Consider the following 18,045-nt stretch of genomic DNA (forward strand, 5'->3'; position numbering starts at 1 on the left):
GGGAGACCGCTCGTGACCGCTGCCGCCACCGCCCACGCCGAGGACCTCGCCGCCTTCGTCGACGCCTCCCCGTCGAGCTACCACGCGGCCGCCGAGGTGGCCCGACGCCTCGAGGACGCCGGCTTCACCGCTCTCCTCGAGACGGATGCGTGGCCGCAGGCCCCCGGGCGCTACCTCGTCGTGCGCGAGGGGGCGGTCATCGCCTGGGTCGTGCCGACCTCAGCGACGGAGACGACACCGGTGCGCATCTTCGGCGCCCACAGCGACTCCCCCGGCTTCAAGCTCAAGCCGCAGCCCACGACCGGGCGCCTCGGGTGGCTGCAGGCGGGCGTCGAGGTCTACGGCGGCCCCCTGCTCAATTCGTGGCTTGACCGTGAGCTGCGCCTGGCCGGCCGGCTCGTCCTCGACGACGGCACCGTCGTGCTCGCCGACTCCGGCCCGCTGCTGCGGCTGCCACAGCTGGCGATCCACCTCGACCGCCAGGCCAACGAGCGCTTTGCGCTCGACAAGCAGACGCAGACCCAGCCGGTGTGGGGCGTGGGTGCCACGGAGTCCGCCGACCTGCTCGCCGAGCTGTCCGCCACCGCCGGTGTCGACGCCTCGCGGGTCCGCGGCTACGACCTCGTGACGGCCGACAGCGCCCGCGGCGCCGTCTTCGGCAAGGACGACGTCTTCTTCGCCGCGGGTCGACTCGACGACCTGGCGAGCGTCCACGCCGGCACGGTCGCGATGGCCCGGATCGGCGACGACCTCACGGCCGACCACATCCCGATGCTCGCGGTCTTCGACCACGAGGAGGTCGGCTCCGCGACCCGCTCCGGTGCGGGCGGTCCCTTCCTCGAGGAGGTCCTCGAGCGCATCGGTCTCGCCCTGGGTGCCGACCGCGGTGAGCGGATGCAGGCGCTGGCCTCCTCGTGGTGCGTCTCCAGCGACGTGGGCCACTCGGTGCACCCCAACTACCCCGAGAAGCACGACCCGCAGGTGCGTCCGGTCCTCGGCTCCGGGCCGATCCTCAAGCTCAACGCCAACCAGCGCTACGCGAGCGACGGCGTCGGCTCCGCGGCGTGGCGCGGCTGGTGCGCCGACGCCGGTGTGACGAGCCAGGACTTCGTCTCCAACAACACCGTCCCGTGCGGGTCGACCATCGGCCCCATCACCGCGACCCGACTGGGCATCCGCACGGTCGACGTCGGCATCCCGATCCTGTCGATGCACTCGGCGCGCGAGCTCGCCGGCACGAGCGACCTGCTCGACCTGTCGCGGGTGGCGCAGACCTACTTCGGCGGCTGATCCCCTCGACGGGTCACCGGCGGGTCACCAGCCGGTCGGCAGGTCCGCCGGCCGGAAGGCGTAGAGCGCCCGCAGCCGTGCTCGGGTGAGTGCGCGATAGCCGGCCGCCGCCTGCGTGGTGCGCTCGTCGGGTCGATAGCCGGCGAGCACGCCCGCCTCGACGTCACGGGCACTCCCCTGGTCGGTCCAGCCCTGCTCGACCCGCAGGTCGAGGTGGGCCAGCAGGTTGCCCAGGTCGAGCGCCGGGTCCCCGAGCCCGAGGGTGTCGACGTCGAGCATCCCGACCTCGAGCCCCCCGTCGGTGCCGACGCCGACGAGCAGCTGCTTGTCGTGCAGGTCGCGGTGCAGCAGGCTGCGGCGGCCGACCCGTCCCGCCCCGACGACGACGGCGGCAGCGCGGGCCGCGTCCTGGTGGAGGACCTCGAGTCGACCTGCCGGCAGGGCGCGATAGCGACGGGCGAGATCGAGCAGACCACGGGTGGCGTCGACCTCCGCGCCGAGGTCGTGCCCGGCGACCCCGTCGACCTCGCCGGCGTCGTGCAGCCGGCGCACGGACTCACCGACCGCCACGCCCACCGCCTCGCCGACCGGCTCGGCCACGTCGGCGGCCGGCCCGTCGACCACCGGCCCGTGCAGCAGGTCGTGCAGGGTGCGTCCCGGCAGGTGGCTCAGCGTGATCGTGCCGCACCCCTCGTCCCAGCCGGTGACGACCGGGGCACGCAGTCCCGGCACGTCGGCGGCCACCTGCATGCGCCGCACGAGATCACCGGACCGCCGCGGACGCACCGCCTTGGTCCACAACGGACCCGCGGCCGACTCCCCCCGCACCACGGCCCGCCGCTCCGGCCGGTGCACGACGAGCTCGGCGCCGCCGGCGACGAGCCGGGCGAGCGAGACCAGACGAGCGTCCGCGCCCCCGTGCTGCAGGACGAGGTGCTCGCCCCGCCTCTCGACCAGGCCGGGCGCCACCGCCTGCGTCGCTCCAGCCGTGCGCGCGGCCGCAGCGCCGTCGGGCAGCCACTGACCGATCACCCGTCGACCTGCCTCACGCAGATCGAGGTGCAGCCGGTCGGGCCGCGGGTGGGCCCGCTCGAGCTCCAGCCCGAGGTCGGCGCAGCCAGCGACGACCTCGTCGAAGTCCGTGCTCACCACCGCCACCTCCCCAGCTCCTCCGCGGCCCCCAGCACCTGCGCGGTCAGCTCCGGCCACATCGGGTGACCGGCGCGGAAGGGCTCCAGCGCTCGAGCCAGCAGCTGCAGGGCGATCCGCGGCCCGAGGTCGTCGCCGAGGCCGGTCGGCCCCGTCGCCGAGTGTCCGGCGACAAGGGGTGAGGCGGCCTCGGTCACCACACCCGGTGCCGCCTGCGCGCAGAGTCCGTCCGACAGGCGGTCGAGGACGAGCACGGCGAGCAGGCTCGCGATGTCGTCGAGCGGGTTGCCCCGGCCGGCCCGGTCGAGGTCGATGAGCCCGAGGTCGTGACCGTCGGCCACCACCTGGTCGAGCGAGAGGTCTCCGTGGACGAGTCCCACCGGCCCCGGGCGAAGGGAGCCGCGCGCGGTCGACTCGATGTCGGCAGCGGCGTCGGCGGCACCCGGCAGGACGGGCTCCAGCGCACGCAGCGCACGATGGGTGCCCACCGGCGGCTCGACGCACGGAGCCGCGCGGTCCACCCCCTTCGTGTGGAAGGCGCCGAGGCAGGCACCGAGGCGACGCAGCGCCGGCTCGCCCACCGGCGCGCCGAGAGTGCTGCCGGGCAGGTGCCGCAGCACGATCAGACCGGCGTCGTCGCTTTCGAGCACCTGCGGCAGGCGAAACCCCGAGCCGCCGCCACCGTCGGCGAGCACGGCGGCGTGGCCGGCAAGCGCCCGCGCGTACCCGCTCCTGGCGTAGACCCGCAGGACGTGGGGACCGCTGCGCCCGACCCAGCGACGGGCCGGCTTGTGGGACAGCGTGTGGGTACCGCCCGGCCAGGCACGGACGCGGGTGGTCAGGGCCTTGAGGTGGCGGTCGGTGCGCGCGTCGACGACGAGCAGCCCGGCGTCGGGATCGTCGAGGAGCACGTCCTCGGCGCTGACCCGGCGGATCGCCTTGTGCCGCTTCTCCTCACGCGCCGGGCCCCACGCATAGCCGATGGCCGACCGGCCGTCGACGTCGAGCAGCGCGGTCGCGCTCGTCCCCGGCTTGTACCGCAGGTACCCCCGGGTCACCGGCGTCCCGAGACGCTCTGCCAGCTCGTCGGTCCCCAGCAGCAGGCGAAGGGAGCCCACCGCCGGGTCGTGCGCAGCCAGCCGCGCGTGGGCGTCATGGGCGGGCACCGCTCGCCACCTCCTCCAGCTCGTCGGCGTGCCGCGCGAGGACCTCGTCGGGGCGACCCGGCCGCCGTCGATCCACAGCACCCGATCGGCGGCGCGGGCCGCGTCGAGGTCGTGGGTGATGACGATCGTCGTGCGCCCTGCGGTGAGCCGGTCGAGGGCGGCGGTGACCTCCTCCTCGGTGGCACCGTCGAGGCCGGTCGTCGCCTCGTCGAGGACGACGACGGGCGCGTCCCTGACGACGGCCCGGGCGATGGCGATCCGCTGTCGCTGACCGCCCGAGAGGGTCGTGCCGCGCTCGGCGACGACGGTGTCGTAGCCCTGCGGCAGCGCGATGATGAACTCGTGCGCACCAGCGACCCGCGCCGCCTCGACGACCTGCTCGTCGGTCACCGACACCGCCCCGCCGGGGGCGCCCATGGCGATGTTGTCGCGGATGCTCGTGGCGAAGAGCAGGCTCTCCTGCAGGACCATCGCGACCTGGCTGCGCACGTCGTGGACCTTGAGGTCGCGCAGGTCCCAGCCGTCGAGTCGCACCGTGCCCGAGTCGGGGTCCTGCATGCGCAACAGCAGGCCGGCGAGCGAGGACTTGCCGGCGCCCGACGGACCGACGATCGCCACCCGCTCCCCCGCGGCCACCCGCAGGTCGACCCCGCGCAGCACGGGGTGACCGGGCACGTAGGACAGCCAGACGTCCTCGAGCTCGACGTGGCCGCGCAGCCGGCGTCCGGAGCGGGCCCAGGAGGCGTCGCGCACGCGGGGCTCCTGCTCGAGCAGGTCGACGACCCGCTCCGCGGACGCGGCCGCCTGGGCGATGCGCCCGGTGTACTTCGCGAGGTCCCGCATCGGCTTGAAGGCCGCCTTGAGGTAGGTGACGAAGACGACGAGCTCGCCGGGGGTGAGCGCCCCCGCGAGGACGCGTTGGGCGCCGACGTAGAGCACGAGCGCGGTCGCCACGCCGACGAGCACGTCGGTGGAGCGCTCGAGGCCGGCCGACAACTTCTTGGCCTTGACCCCGTCCTTGAGCGTCTTGACGTTGTCCGAGGCGAAGCGCGACTGCATCTCGGGCTCGAGCGTGTAGGCCTGCACGACCTTCATCGACGAGAGGGTCTCGGTCGCGAGCGTCGCCAGGTGACCCTCCGCCTTGCGCTGCTTGCGCGAGACGGTGTGGATGCGGCTGGTCGCGGTGCGGCCCGTGAGCAGGAAGACCGGGAAGACGACGAGCATGCACAGCGCGAGCTGCCAGTCGAGCACGAGGACGACGACGAGCATCGCGGCGAGGGTCGCGAGATTGCCGACGAGCGGCAGGGCCGCGGTGACGGCCACCTCCTTGAGCCGGCCGACGTCGCTGGTGATCCGCTGCACGAGGTCACCGGTGCGGGCCCGGTCGTGGAACCCCAGGGAGAGCCGCTGCAGGTGGGCGAAGGCGTCGGCGCGCACCGAGGTGAGCAGCCGGTTGCCGGCGAGCGCGAAGCAGACCGTCATCGCATAGCTGGCGAGGGCGCGCAGCAGCACGACGACGAGCAGCCCGAGGCAGGCGAGCACGAGGACCTGCTGGAGGTTGTCGGGCTGGTCCTGCGACAGGTCGGCACCGAGGTGGCCGATGACGCCGTCGATGACGAACTTCATCGGCCACGGCTCGAGCAGCCGCATGACGACCTCGAGGGCCATCGCGACGCCGCCGCCGGCGATGAGCGTGCGCTGGCGCCGCAGGTGGGCTCGCACGTGGGGGACGAGCCGACGCAGCCCGGGGACCGCCTCGCGGATGCCCTGCGGCTTGCGCGGCTTGGGCAGGACGGGAGCGGTCATGCGCTCCGCCCGAGCAGGTCGTCGGCGAGCGAAGGGGGTCGCACCGGCACCGTGGTGAGGATCCGGGAGACGACGAGGCTCCAGTCGTGCCGGCTGACGGCCGCCCGACGTCCGAGGTCGCCCAGCTCGGCGCGGAGCGCGGCGTCGCTGCGTAGCCCGGCGAGCGCGGCGGCGAGCTCGGTCACGTCCCCGGGCGTGACGAGCACCCCGAGGTGGCCTCCGTCGAGGACCTCGCCGACGGGGCCGATGTCGCTGGCGACGACGGGCAGGCCGGCCGCGAGGTACTCGTAGAGCTTGAGCGGGGAGAAGTAGAAGTCCGGCAGCTGCGGGTAGGGCGCGACGGCCAGGTCCATCCGGGCGAGCTCCTCGGGCATCCGCTCGGGGGCGACGGCGCCGACGAGGTCGACCCGGTCGGCGACACCCAGGCGCTCGGCCTGCGCCTCGATCGCCGCCCGCTGCGGGCCGTCGCCGACGAGCCGCAGCCGCGTGCCGTCGTCGGTGGGGGCGAGCCGCGCGAAGGACTCGACGAGCACCTCGACCCCGTGCCACGGCTTGAGCGTGCCGACGAAGCCGATGACGAAGGGGGTCTGCTGGTCGAGGTGGGAGGCCGCCTGCGGCTCCCCACGCTGGTCGAGGTGGGAGGCCGCCCGCGGCTCCCCGCGCTGGTCGAGGTGGGAGGCCGCCTGCGGCCGACCCTCGAGACCCGGCCGGATGTAGCGGGTGTCGACGCCGTTGGGCACGACGGTGACGTTGCGGTTGTCGGTGCGGTCGAGCACCCAGCGGGCGACCGGCTCGGACACCGCGACGACGGAGTCGGCCGCGTCGAAGGCCCGCCGGGCGATGGCCTCGGCGCCGACCCGGTCGGCGAGCACCCGGTGCTGCGCCTGCTCGTCGACGAGCGGCGAGTTGACCTCGAGGACACCGGGGACGTCGCAGGCCCGGGCCCAGGTCATCGCGGCGTCGGACCACAGCGAGTAGCGCTCCATGACGAGGTCGAGTGGGGTGTCGGAGTGCACCCGGGCGAGGACGTCGGCAGCGGCGCGTGCGGACCGTCGGGCGGACTCCTCACGCTCGCGGCCAGGGGTGCCGGTGATCCGGGGCAGCTCGTGGACGACGACACCGCCCAGCCCCCGGGGCAGGTCGCCACCGAGGCGTGCGGTGACCAGGTGCACCTCGGTGCCGCGACGGAGGAGCTCGCGCACGACCGCCTGGACGTGGACCGAGGCGCCCTTGCTCCCGAAGACGGGGACGCCCGGGTCGGTGGAGACGTATGCGACGCGCTTCATGCCACGGCCCTCCCGCCCTCGTTTCCGCATTGCCGTAGGGCAATGCGGTCTCCCTCGGTCGTGCGGTCTCCCTGGGAGGCGATGGCGGCGGCGAAGAGCGCCTGCAGCTCACGCGCGTGGTCGCGGAAGTCGAAGTCGGCCTCGAGCAGAGCGCGAGCGGCGCGGGCGCGCTCGGCGGCCGCGTCGGGGTCGTCGAGGGTCGCGGCGATGGCATCGGCGAGGGCCGCGGCGTCGGCCTCGGGCACGAGCAGCCCGGTCTCCTCGTGTCGGACGATCTCGGGGATGCCCGTGACGGGCGTCGAGACCGCCGGCGTGCCCAGGGCGAGCGCTTCGAGGAGGACGGTCGGCAGGCCGTCGCGGTTGCCGTCCTCGCCGATGACGCAGGGCGCGGCGAAGACGTCTGCGGCAGCGACGATCTCGCGCACCCGCGACTGCGGCAGCGCCCCGTGCATCGTCACCACCTCGTCGAGTCCGAGGTCGCCGACCTGCTGGCGCAGGGTGGCCTCGAGCGGGCCCGTACCGACGAGGTCCACGCGGACGTCGCGGCCCGCCGCGACGAGCCTGGCCACGGCGGTGAGCAGGTCGCCGAAGCCCTTCTTCTCGACGAGGCGACCCACCGCGGCGATGCGGGTGGGGCCGGGGGTCTCCCCCTTCGCTGCGAAGGGGAAGGCCGTCAGGTCGACGCTGTTGTACAGCCGGACCACGCGGTCCGCGTCGGCACCGAAGGTGGAGCGCAGGTGGGTGCGGTTGAACTCGCTGACGGTCACCGTCGTGTGCGCCTCGCGCAACTTCGTCGCCAGCGAGGCGTGGTCGACCTCGTCGTGGAAGATGTCCTTGGCGTGGGCGGTGAAGGACCACGTGACGCCGGTGAGCCGGGCGGCCAGACGGGCGACGTCGGCGGCGATCGAGCCGAAGTGGGCGTGCAGGTGCTCCAGGCGCGAGCGCCGCACCGCACCGGCGAGCTCGACGGCGGCCAGGGCGACGTCCTCGGGCGCGGCGAGCAGCTCGTCGAGGTGGTCGGCGACCGTCGGCACGTCACGCGCGGCCTCCTGCAGCGCGGACCAGAAGAGGCTCGCCTTGTGCTCCCGGGAGAGGTAGGTGACCGGCGCCTGCACGTGCGCGAGGGCCTCGTGGAAGCGACCGTCGATCGGCAGGCGAAGGGAGAAGACCTCGACGTGGGTGCCCGCGGCCTCCTGCTGGAGGATCTCGTGGACGATGAAGGTCTCGGAGAAGCGCGGGTACATCTTCAGCACGTAGCCGACGCGGGGGGCGGGTGTCGTGGTCATCAGCTGGCCATCTCCTGCAGGTCGTCGAGGTGGGGTGCCGTGGCGGGCTGGAGCCCGGCGACGAGGTCGGGGACGCGACGCAGCCCGTCGAGGGCGACCGCGTCGTGGTCGCGGGTGGAGCTCGAGGTCACCGCGGCGGTCAGCCAGGCGCCGAGCTGCTCGGGGGTGACGTCGTCGGGGTGCACGGTGTCGACGAGGCCGAGGTCCTGCAGTCGCTCGGCGCGCACGAGCTGCTCCTGGCGGGGGCGGACACGCGGCACGACGAGGGCAGGCACGTCCTCGGCGAGGACCTCGCAGACGGTGTTGTAGCCGCCCATGGACACGACGGCCTCGGCGCCGCCGATGAGGTCGAGGGTGTTGGTGACGAAGTCACGCACGAGCAGGTCGTCCCGCTCGGCGGCGATCGCAGTGAGCCGGCGGCGCAGCGAGGGCTGCATGTAGGGGCCGGTGACGATGACACCGGTGTGCCCGTCGGGGTAGCCGGCCCGGGCGAAGGCGAGCGCGGTGTCGTAGCCGTCCTGCCCGCCGCCGACCATGCACAGCACGTAGGGCCTGGGGACCGGACGCCGCTTCGGCTCGTCGCGCGGGGCGAGCAGCCCCTCCCCGCGGCCCTCGGCGAGATAGCCGGTGTAGCGGACCTTGGCGGCGACGGCGCGCGGCAGGTCGTAGTCGGCGACGACGTCGACGACCGACCGGTCGCCGTAGACCCAGACCTCGGCGTAGTGGTCGCGGATCGCCTGGGTCGTGCGCGCCTCGCGCCATTCACGGATCGCGGTCAGCGGGTCGTCGAGGACGTCACGCAGGCCGAGGACGATGCGCGGTCGCTCCCCCGTCGTGTGGCCGCGCACGTCGTGCAGCGCCTCGAGCGCCTGCTCGAGCTCCCCGTCGAGGCCGCGGGCCACCTTGTCGACGACGACGACGTCGGGGGCGAAGGCCACGAGCGCCGAGGTGATGAGGTCGGAGCGCAGGGCGAGCACCGCGGACAGGTCCATGGCGAAGGTCCCTGCGGCGTAACCCCCTTCGCCGTCCTTGGCCACGGTCGGGACGGTGACGACCTCGGTGTTGGGCGGCAGCGGCAGCGACGTCGCCTGTGGGGCACCGGTGAGGACGAGGACGTCCGTGCGCGGTTCGGCCGCCACCATGGCGGCGGCGAGGGCGAGGTTGCGCCGGATGTGTCCCAGTCCCTGGGTGTCGTGGGAGTAGAAGGCGATGCGGCGCCGGGGTGTCGTGGTCACGCGGACAACAGTGGGTGCCCGTCGTGAGGTGAACGTGAAGTGGAGATGAGGAAGCCCTCATCCGTCGCGGTTCAGCGGGAGGCGCGCACGATCCGCGTGCCGGCGGCGCGGTCGTGCAGGCCACGGCCGTCGTCGGAGATGACGATCATCGCCGGGATCGCCAGGCACAGCAGGGCGGCCCGCACGGCGGCACGAAGGGGGGTGACCCACTCCCCGGCCATCGGCACCACGCGCAGCCCGAGGAGCCGGTGACCGAAGGTCGCACCTCCCAGGGTGACACCGGCGAGGTTGAGCAGGAAGAGCAGGGCGAGCGGGGCGAAGGAGAAGGCCTCCGGCGACAGCTCGACGACCCGGCCGATGAGGCCGTGGGTGATGAGCAGGCAGGCGACCCAGTCGACCACGATCGCGACGAGGCGGCGCCCCAGCGGGGCATGGTCACCCCCTTCGTCCGGGGTGGGGGCGGGACGGCCGGTGCTGCTGCTCACCGGGGCAGCCTATGCGGCGGTCGTGGACGTTCCTGAACCGTGGGGCCCGCGACCGCTAGGGTTGGTCTCAACCCGTGGGACGCCAGTCTCACGTAACACCGGTGAAACATTCGGGTCATGGTCGGGAAACCGGCCCTGCCTACAGTCGTCACCAACAGTTGACGCGGCAGGTCAGAGCGGCCCGCCGCCCCCACCCCAGGAGGATGGTTTGTTCAGCTCCCCTGACGAGGTTCTTGAGTTCATCAAGGCCGAGGACGTCAAGTTCGTCGACATCCGCTTCTGCGACCTGCCGGGCATCATGCAGCACTTCAACGTGCCGGCCGAGTCCATCGACGAGGACTTCTTCACCGAGGGCCAGATGTTCGACGGCTCCTCGATCCGCGGCTTCCAGGCCATCCACGAGTCCGACATGAAGCTCGTCCCGGACATCAAGACCGCCTACCTGGACCCCTTCCGCGAGGAGAAGACGCTCATCGTCAACTTCTCGATCGTCGACCCCTTCACCGGTGAGCAGTACAGCCGCGACCCGCGAAACGTCGCGGCCAAGGCCGAGGCCTACCTCAAGTCGACCGGCATCGCCGACACCGCCTACTTCGGCGCCGAGGCCGAGTTCTACGTCTTCGACGACGTGCGCTTCGACACCCAGCCGCAGGGCTCCTACTACTTCGTCGACTCGATCGAGGCCAAGTGGAACTCCGGTCGCAAGGAGGAGGGCGGCAACCAGGGCTACAAGACGGCCATGAAGGGCGGCTACTTCCCCGTGCCGCCGGTGGACCACTTCGCCGACCTGCGCGACAAGATCTGCCTGAACATGAAGACCGTCGGCCTCGAGGTCGAGCGCGCCCACCACGAGGTCGGCTCCGCGGGTCAGCAGGAGATCAACTACAAGTTCAACACCCTGCTCCAGTCCGGCGACGACATCATGAAGTTCAAGTACGTCGTCAAGAACACGGCCTGGCAGGAGGGCCGCACGGCCACCTTCATGCCGAAGCCGATCTTCGGCGACAACGGCTCGGGCATGCACACCCACCAGTCCCTGTGGAAGGACGGCGAGCCGCTCTTCTACGACGAGCAGGGCTACGGCGGCCTGTCCGACATCGCCCGCTGGTACATCGGTGGTCTGCTCAAGCACGCCCCCGCGCTGCTCGCCTTCACCAACCCGACGGCCAACAGCTACCACCGCCTGGTCCCGGGCTTCGAGGCCCCGATCAACCTCGTCTACTCGGCCCGCAACCGCTCGGCCTGCATCCGCATCCCGATCGCGGGCAACTCCCCCAAGGCCAAGCGCGTCGAGTTCCGCATCCCGGACCCGTCGAGCAACCCCTACCTGTGCTTCGCCGCCCAGCTGATGGCCGGCCTCGACGGCATCAAGAACCGCATCGAGCCCCCGGAGCCGGTCGACAAGGACCTCTACGAGCTGCCCCCGGAGGAGCACGAGGCCATCGAGCAGGTCCCGACCTCGCTCCCCGAGGTGCTCAAGGCCCTCGAGGCCGACCACGAGTTCCTCCTCGAGGGCGACGTCTTCACCCAGGACCTCATCGACACCTGGATCCAGTGGAAGTACGAGAACGAGGTGCTCCCCCTGCAGGTGCGCCCGCACCCGCACGAGTTCGAGATGTACTTCGGCATCTGAGCCGACTGGGCAAGCGACAGGCCCCAGATCCCCGGTATTCCGGGGATCTGGGGCCTTCGTCATGCTTGCCCTGTGTCCAAACGGTAGCCCTGGGAGCCGGCGGGCCCCCATCAGTGCTGCCGGCTCCCACGGCTACCGGTTCAGCACACAACCTTCAGGGTGGAGCCGTGCGAGACCGGCTCTGTCCGGGTCGTGAGGGGCAACTGACACGATGCACGCATGAGCCGCATCACCTGCCCGGTCCTCGCCACCCGCGTCACCACCGCCGAGGAGGCGGCGCAGCTGATCCACCCCGGCGACAACGTCGGGATGAGCGGCTTCACCGGCGCCGGCTACCCCAAGGCGCTGCCGACGGCGCTGCACGACCGGATGATCGCGGCCCACGCACGGGGCGAAGACTTCCGCATCGGGCTGTGGACCGGCGCGTCCACCGCACCAGACGCCGACGGCGTCCTCGCCGAGGCGAAGGGGGTCTCCTCCCGCCTGCCGTACAACTCCGACCCGACGATGCGCCGGCTCATCAACTCCGGCGAGGTCGACTACGTCGACGCGCACCTGAGCCACTCCGCCCAGCACATGTGGTTCGGCTTCTACGGCAACCTCGACGTCGCCGTTGTCGAGGTCACCGCGGTGCTGCCCAACGGCCTGCTCGTGCCGAGCAGCTCGGTCGGCAACAACAAGACCTGGCTCGACCAGGCCGACCGGGTGATCCTCGAGGTCAACCACTGGCAGCCGCGCGAGTTCGAGGGCTTCCACGACGTCTACTACGGCACCCAGCTGCCGCCGCACCGTCGCCCGATCCAGCTGACCGACCCGATGCAGCGGATCGGCGACCCCTACCTGCGGGTCGACCCGGCCAAGGTCGTCGCCGTCGTCGAGACCGACCGGCCCGACCGCAACTCCCCCTTCAGCCCGCCCGACGAGACCTCGCAAGCGATCGCGGGTCACGTCGTCGACTTCCTCCGGCACGAGGTGCGGGCCGGGCGGATCCCCCCTTCGCTCCTGCCGCTGCAGTCCGGCGTCGGCAATGTCGCCAATGCCGTGCTCGCGGGCCTGGACGACAGCGAGTTCACCAACCTCGTCGCCTTTACCGAGGTGCTCCAGGACGGACTGCTCGACCTCCTCGACAGCGGGACCGTGCGGGCCGCGTCGGCGACCTCCTTCGGGCTCTCCGACGTGGGCGTCGAGCGCTTCCTCTCCAACATCAGCAGCTACAAGGGACGGATCCTGCTGCGCAGCGAGGAGATCTCCAACCACCCCGAGCTCGTCCGGCGCCTCGGCGTCATCGCGATGAACGGCATGATCGAGGCCGACATCTACGGCAACGTCAACTCCACGCACATCGCCGGCAGCCAGATCATGAACGGCATCGGCGGCAGCGGCGACTTCACCCGCAATGCCTTCCTCAACTTCTTCCTCACCCCCTCCACGGCGAAGGGGGGCAAGGTCTCCGCCTTCGTCCCGATGGCCAGCCACGTCGACCACACCGAGCACGACGTGCAGATCATCGTCAGCGAGCACGGGCTGGCCGACCTGCGCGGCCTCTCCCCGCGCAAGCGGGCGCCGCGGATCATCGACCACTGCGCCGACCCCGCCTTCCGCCCCGCGCTGCACGACTACCTCGCCCGCGCGCAGGCCGCCCGGCCCGACGCCGTGCACACCCCGCACCTGCTCGGCGAGGCGCTGAGCTGGCACGAGCGCTTCCTCGAGACGGGGAGCATGCTCGAGAGCTGAGTGGATCCGGCCCCTTCGAGATGTCCGCGGGTGGCCTCCTGAGGGACCGAGAGGAGACGGCCGCGGTCTCGAGGCTCGTCGCAGAGCTCCTCGGACCTCGACCAACGTGAGGGTGAGAGACTGCTGCCAGTGAGCAGTGTGTGGACCGCGCGAGGGATGCCCTCCCTCCTCCTGGCGACCTTCCTGGGGTTCAGCGGGTTCGCCGTCCTCATGCCCGTGGCGCCCCTGTGGGCGGTGCACGGCGGTGCCGACGAAGGCGGCGCCGGTCTGGTCAACGGCGTGCTGCTGCTCGTCACCGTGCTCACCCAGTTCACCGTCCCCGGACTGCTGCGCCGCTTCGGCTGGGGGCCAGCGCTCGCCGCCGGCCTCGCCCTGCTCGGCGCCCCGTCGCTCGGTCTCATCGCGAGCGATGCCCTGCCCGCCGTCCTCGCCCTGTCCGCCGTGCGCGGCGTGGGCTTCGGCATCCTCACCGTCGCGGGCAGCGCGGCGGTCGCAGAGCTGTCCGACCCCAAGACCCGAGGCAAGGCCGTCGGTGCCTACGGCCTGGCGATCGCCGGGCCCCAGGTCGTGCTGCTGCCCCTCGGCTCGTGGGTGGCGGAGACGATCGACTTCGTGCCGGTCTTCACCATCGGCGCCGCTCCCCTGCTCGGGATCCCCGCAGCCTTCGCCCTCGGGCGCGTCCTCGACGACTTCCCCTCCTCCGGTGACCACGACGCTGACGCGGGCGGGCCGAGCACCGCCCGCGCCGCGATCACCCTGCTCCGACCGATGGTCCTGCTGCTCGGCGTGACCATCGCCGGCGGCGCGGTCCTCACCTTCGGCCCGCAGATGGTGCGCGACCCCGCGGTCGTCATCCCGGCGCTGGCCCTCATGGAGCTCATGGCGGCGATCTTCCGATGGTGGATCGGTGGCGTCGCCGACCGGCACGGTGCTGAGCGATTCGTCGCCCCCTTCGTCATCATCACGGTGCTCGGGGTCGGCGCGATCGCCTGGGCCGTCCACGACCAGTCCGTCCCGGTCCTGCTGCTCGGCGCGCTGCTCCTCGGCAGCGCCTACGGAGCGCTGCAGAACCTCACCCTCCTCATCTCCTTCGCCTCGGTCACCCGCCGGCACCTCGGGCTGGCCAGCTCGATCTGGAACGTCGGCTTCGACCTCGGCTCGGCCATCGGCTCGGTGGTCGTCGGTGCGATCGCGGTCGCCGCGGACTTCTCCACCGCGCTCGCCGCGACCGGGGTCTTCGCGCTGCTGACGCTGCCGCTGGCGGTGCGGCGACGGGGTCTCGAGGCTCGTCGCTAGCGCTCCTCACACCTCGACCACCGCTCGCGGACGGTGGCCCAGGTCCAGCGGTACCTCAACACGCAGCTGTAGCCCTTCGAGGCCACCCACCAGGTCTCGAGGCTCGTCGCAGAGCTCCTCGCACCTCGACCAACGTGGGCGAAGGTGGGGAGAGCTCCCCCTCCCCCGGGCTGGCCTCCGCGTGAAAGGATCGCGGCAGACCAGCACCACGAAGGGGATTGGGTTGAGCACAGGGGCGCAGCAGTTCATGAACGCTGCCCGGCAGGTCGCGGACGCGGCCGGCATGGGCGGGGCCGTCGACCAGGTCATGGAGCGGGCGCAGGGCGCCGGCTTCGACCTCAACGCGCGGGACTTCCCCGCGGCCCGGGGCGAAGGGGGGTCCGCCGGCACCCGGATCAACGCCGAGCACGTCTCCCTCGACAACGCGGCCGAGGCACTCAGCCGCAGCCGCTACGAGATGAGCCAGACCGGCCCGGTGCACGTCATCACCCCGATGGTCATGCCCAAGGGTGGTCGCCTCACGGCCATGCTGCCCGTGCTCGCGCTCGCGGCGCTCGGCGTCGTCGGGCTCATCGTGCTCATCCCCTTCGGGATGAGCTTCGCCGTCTTCGGGCCGCACTACTGGCTGCTCGTGCTGCTGGCCGCCGCCTTCCTGTGGTGGCGCCAGGGCATGGTCATGGTGCCCGAGGGCTGCACCGCGCTGATCTCGCGCTTCGGCAAGGTCGAGGCCGAGGTGGGCCCGGGGCGGGTGACGCTGTGGAACCCGTGGAAGCGCGTGTCCTACATCGTCAACACCACCCGGGAGTACCCCTTCAACGCGCCGATCCGCTCGGCCCCGACGAAGTCCGGCGTGCAGGCCTCGGTCGACCTCTTCCTCCAGTTCCGGATCGTCAGCGCCCGCGAGTTCGTCTTCGTCCTCGGTGCCGTGCAGGGCTTCCAGGACAAGCTCAACAACGCCATCTCCGAGACGACCCGCTCGCTGATCTACGAGCAGGAGGCCTCGGGCATCTACGACCTCGTCGGTGAGAGCACCGCGCGTCTGCTCGAGCAGCTCAACGCGCAGTTCGCCCCGGCGGTCGAGCTGACGACGGCCAACATCACCCACGCCGAGCCCTCGGCGCAGGAGTACCGGATGGACCTCGCGGCGCCGGAGATGATCCGGGTGGCCAAGGAGGCCTACACCTACGACTACGAGCTGGGGCTGAAGAAGGAGCAGAACGAGGGTGACCTCAACAAGGACCTCGCCTCGCTCAACGAAAACCTCTCGGCGATCCAGGCCGACATCGCGCGCTACCAGGCGCAGATGGACACCGCGCTCGAGCGCGAGACCAACCGCGCCAACGCCGTGGCCCGCCAGCGCTTCGTCGAGTCGGAGTCCGAGGCCAACGCCAATGCCGCGCTCCTCGAGGCCCAGGCCCTCGACATCCGCGCGCTGAGCGCGGCTCTCGCGCCGGAGATCCTCGACTACCGCTACCAGCAGGACATGCTCGACAAGATGGAGGGCGTCTCCGGCTCGCTGCCGCAGATCGTGCGCGTCGGCGAGGAGTCCGAGGGCGTCGACTACCTGCAGATCGCCCGCCAGCTCGTCGGCGGTCAGGCCGCGCAGCTCTTCACCCCCGAGGACATGGAGGCCATCCGCGCCCGCCAGGCCGACATCGCCAGCCGGGTTGCCGAGCGCGAGTCCGAGATCACGGACCTGCTGCAGGCCCCCGAGGAGACCGACGTCGAGATCCTGCCGATCTCGCAGTCCGAGCTCGACGCCGAGGGCGAGCAGCGCCTCGACGAGATTCGCCAGTCGGTGAGCGACGAGGCCGTGGCCGAGACCCTCGGTGCGGTCGAGGAGGGGGCGACCCCGCCCCCTTCGCTCCCGGAGGACACCAACCCCCGGACCGACCTGCAGGACGAAGGGGAGGACCCGCCGCCCCCGCCGCCGGGCACGGCTCCTCCCGGGCCCGCAGCCCCGCCGGCGCCGCCGGCCCCCCGCGTGGCCCCGGCCCCGCGCGTCCAGGTGACCGACATGTCGACGGAGGGTGAGCGCAGTGAGTGACCAGACGATGGAGCAGGCGGTCCGCGCGGTCCGCGGTCAGGGCATGAGCTCGATCAAGGAGGTCGTCTCCGGGTGGGGTGACGTCGCGCGCTACCTGCGCGGTGGCGACTCCGGCTCGCTCGTGCCGGTCGTCATCCCCAAGGACAAGCGGGGCATGCGCTGGACCTCGCTCATCTGGTTCGGCGTGTGGGCGCTCTTCAGCGGCGTCTTCCTCGCCGCGACCGACCACGGCGCGCTGGGCGGCCTCGCGATCTTCGTCGCGATCATCTCCTTCCTGCTGTCGGCCCTGTGGTGGTGGCGCAGCTCGATCGTCGAGATCGAGGAGGGCACCGTCGGCGTGCTGACGAAGTTCGGGGCCATCACCGGCCCCGGCCTCTCCCCGGGTCGCCACTACCTGTGGCACCCCTGGGCGCGGGTCGCCTACGTCGTCGACGTGACGACCGAGATCCCTTACACCGCACCGGTGCTCAGCTCGCCGACGCACGAAAACGTGCCGCTGAAGTCGATCGAGTTCTTCCTGCGCTTCCGCATCGTCGACGCGATCCGCTTCGTCCAGACGATCGGTGCGGGCAACTTCGACCTCGTGCTGAGCAACTCGGTCCAGGACGCGATCCGGCAGCGCAGCCGGCAGGTGCGCACCGAGCAGGCCTACGACCTGCGCGGCAGCGACGTCAAGGACATGCAGGAACTGCTCAACCGCCAGCTGACCCGCTACGGCGTGCAGATCATGGGCTGCAACATCCCCGACGTGCAGCTGCCCGACCAGTACCGCGAGCACCTCGCGACGCGTGAGCGGGTCGCCAAGGAGCTCGTGGCCTACGAGAAGGAGTGGGAGCTGACCCGCAAGCGCCGCATCGACACCCTGCTGCTCGAGATCGAGCGGTCGAAGAAGGTGCGCGACGCCAAGGTCGTCGAGGTCCAGGCCTCGCTCAACAAGGCCCGCAAGGACGTCGCCCAGATGCTCGAGGAGCGCGAGACCGAGGCGCAGAAGATCCGCTACGAGATCGAGACCCGCGCCCGCACCAACCTCGTTGCGGCACAGGGTGAGGCCAAGGCGCAGGAGCAGCTGGCCACGGCCTACCGCGACAACCGCGCGGTGCTCGGCTACGAGCTGGCCCGCCGTCGCCTCGACGTCGGCGCGACCCTCGCCGAGGACGCCCCGCGGCCGGTCATCGTCCACACCGACGCCGGCGCCGGCGACAGCTCGGCGTTGTCGACGCTGCTCATGGCCCAGCTGCTGCCGCAGCTGCAGTCCGGTGGCGACTCGGCCCCGCGGCGCGGTGCGCGGCAGGTGACGCAGAGCGCCAGCGCCGTCGGCCAGGCCGCGCAGCGGGCCGCCGAGGCCGTGCAGGAGCGCTCGCAGGGCTGAGGCCACCCCGGTGGTCGAGGTGCGTCTCGAGGCTCGGGGGGGTCTCGAGGCTCGGGCGGGTCTCGAGGCTCGGGCGGGTCTCGAGGCTCGGGCGGGTCTCGAGGCTCGGCCGCGGGCGGCCTCGCACCTCGACCAACGTGACCCTCGACCATCGGAGGGCGGCCCCCTTCGTCGCGCTACGCCGCAGCTCCACAGCACGGGCCAGAACTCTGCATTGCCCTACGGCAATGCAGGAACGAGAGCGCATTGCCGTAGGGCAATGC

General features: G+C 72.1%; 12 protein-coding genes. 6 read left to right on the plus strand and 6 right to left on the minus strand.

Annotation, left to right across the window (positions count from 1 at the left end):
• Window positions 1-12: 12 nt before the first annotated feature.
• Window positions 13-1,290 carry a M18 family aminopeptidase gene (locus B9B60_RS07185; RefSeq protein ID WP_084450503.1) on the plus strand — a complete coding sequence of 426 codons (1,278 nt, stop codon included), beginning with the start codon at window positions 13-15 and terminating at the stop codon, window positions 1,288-1,290.
• Window positions 1,291-1,314: 24 nt separating this feature from the next.
• Here the strand turns inward: B9B60_RS07185 and B9B60_RS07190 are convergent, their stop codons facing one another.
• The 6 genes from B9B60_RS07190 to B9B60_RS07220 form a co-directional block, all read right to left on the minus strand.
• A complete protein-coding gene (locus B9B60_RS07190; protein ID WP_143445481.1) occupies window positions 1,315-2,439 on the minus strand; it encodes a phosphotransferase in 1,125 nt (374 codons plus the stop codon).
• A complete protein-coding gene (locus B9B60_RS17300) occupies window positions 2,436-5,411 on the minus strand; it encodes an ABC transporter transmembrane domain-containing protein (protein ID WP_200811177.1) in 2,976 nt (991 codons plus the stop codon). Before B9B60_RS17300 ends, B9B60_RS07190 begins: the two co-directional genes overlap by 4 nt.
• Window positions 5,408-6,697, minus strand: a complete 1,290-nt coding sequence (locus tag B9B60_RS07205) for a glycosyltransferase family 4 protein (RefSeq protein ID WP_159451170.1) — start codon at window positions 6,695-6,697, stop codon at window positions 5,408-5,410. Before B9B60_RS07205 ends, B9B60_RS17300 begins: the two co-directional genes overlap by 4 nt.
• Window positions 6,694-7,983 (minus strand): glycosyltransferase, encoded by a 1,290-nt coding sequence (locus tag B9B60_RS07210; protein WP_084450507.1) that lies wholly within the window; start codon window positions 7,981-7,983, stop codon window positions 6,694-6,696. The genes B9B60_RS07205 and B9B60_RS07210 overlap by 4 nt, the downstream gene beginning before the upstream one ends.
• Window positions 7,983-9,218 carry a glycosyltransferase family protein gene (locus B9B60_RS07215; RefSeq protein ID WP_084450508.1) on the minus strand — a complete coding sequence of 412 codons (1,236 nt, stop codon included), beginning with the start codon at window positions 9,216-9,218 and terminating at the stop codon, window positions 7,983-7,985. The genes B9B60_RS07210 and B9B60_RS07215 overlap by 1 nt, the downstream gene beginning before the upstream one ends.
• A 71-nt stretch (window positions 9,219-9,289) precedes the next feature.
• Window positions 9,290-9,703 carry an RDD family protein gene (locus B9B60_RS07220; protein WP_084450509.1) on the minus strand — a complete coding sequence of 138 codons (414 nt, stop codon included), beginning with the start codon at window positions 9,701-9,703 and terminating at the stop codon, window positions 9,290-9,292.
• A gap of 208 nt (window positions 9,704-9,911) precedes the next feature.
• On the opposite strand from B9B60_RS07220, the gene glnA reads away from it, so the two are divergent.
• The 5 genes from glnA to B9B60_RS07245 all read left to right on the plus strand — a co-directional run bounded on the left by glnA (window position 9,912) and on the right by B9B60_RS07245 (window position 17,782).
• Complete coding sequence (gene glnA / locus B9B60_RS07225; RefSeq protein WP_084450510.1) at window positions 9,912-11,336, plus strand: type I glutamate--ammonia ligase; 1,425 nt, start codon at window positions 9,912-9,914, stop codon at window positions 11,334-11,336.
• Between the two features lie 219 nt (window positions 11,337-11,555).
• Window positions 11,556-13,070, plus strand: a complete 1,515-nt coding sequence (locus B9B60_RS07230; RefSeq protein WP_084450511.1) for an acetyl-CoA hydrolase/transferase family protein — start codon at window positions 11,556-11,558, stop codon at window positions 13,068-13,070.
• A 156-nt stretch (window positions 13,071-13,226) separates the two neighbouring features.
• On the plus strand, window positions 13,227-14,366 hold the full coding sequence (locus B9B60_RS07235; RefSeq protein WP_072624365.1) for an MFS transporter: 1,140 nt from the start codon (window positions 13,227-13,229) through the stop codon (window positions 14,364-14,366).
• Between the two features lie 223 nt (window positions 14,367-14,589).
• The gene (locus tag B9B60_RS07240; RefSeq protein WP_234993781.1) at window positions 14,590-16,413 is read left to right on the plus strand and encodes an SPFH domain-containing protein; all 1,824 of its coding nucleotides are present in this window, start codon (window positions 14,590-14,592) and stop codon (window positions 16,411-16,413) included.
• Window positions 16,406-17,782 (plus strand): SPFH domain-containing protein, encoded by a 1,377-nt coding sequence (locus B9B60_RS07245; protein WP_200811178.1) that lies wholly within the window; start codon window positions 16,406-16,408, stop codon window positions 17,780-17,782. Before B9B60_RS07240 ends, B9B60_RS07245 begins: the two co-directional genes overlap by 8 nt.
• Window positions 17,783-18,045 lie beyond the last annotated feature (263 nt).

Source organism: Janibacter indicus, assembly GCF_900176385.1.
Taxonomy (GTDB): domain Bacteria; phylum Actinomycetota; class Actinomycetes; order Actinomycetales; family Dermatophilaceae; genus Janibacter; species Janibacter indicus.

What these genes read in the sequence shown, in the direction of transcription:
- B9B60_RS07235 (WP_072624365.1), top strand. Translation starts at nt 13,227, where the DNA reads ATGCCCTCCCTCCTCCTGGCGACCTTCCTGGGGTTCAGCGGGTTCGCC.
- B9B60_RS07210 (WP_084450507.1), bottom strand. Translation starts at nt 7,983, where the DNA reads ATGACCACGACACCCGCCCCCCGCGTCGGCTACGTGCTGAAGATGTAC.
- B9B60_RS07230 (WP_084450511.1), top strand. Translation starts at nt 11,556, where the DNA reads ATGAGCCGCATCACCTGCCCGGTCCTCGCCACCCGCGTCACCACCGCC.
- B9B60_RS17300 (WP_200811177.1), bottom strand. Translation starts at nt 5,411, where the DNA reads ATGACCGCTCCCGTCCTGCCCAAGCCGCGCAAGCCGCAGGGCATCCGC.
- B9B60_RS07205 (WP_159451170.1), bottom strand. Translation starts at nt 6,697, where the DNA reads ATGAAGCGCGTCGCATACGTCTCCACCGACCCGGGCGTCCCCGTCTTC.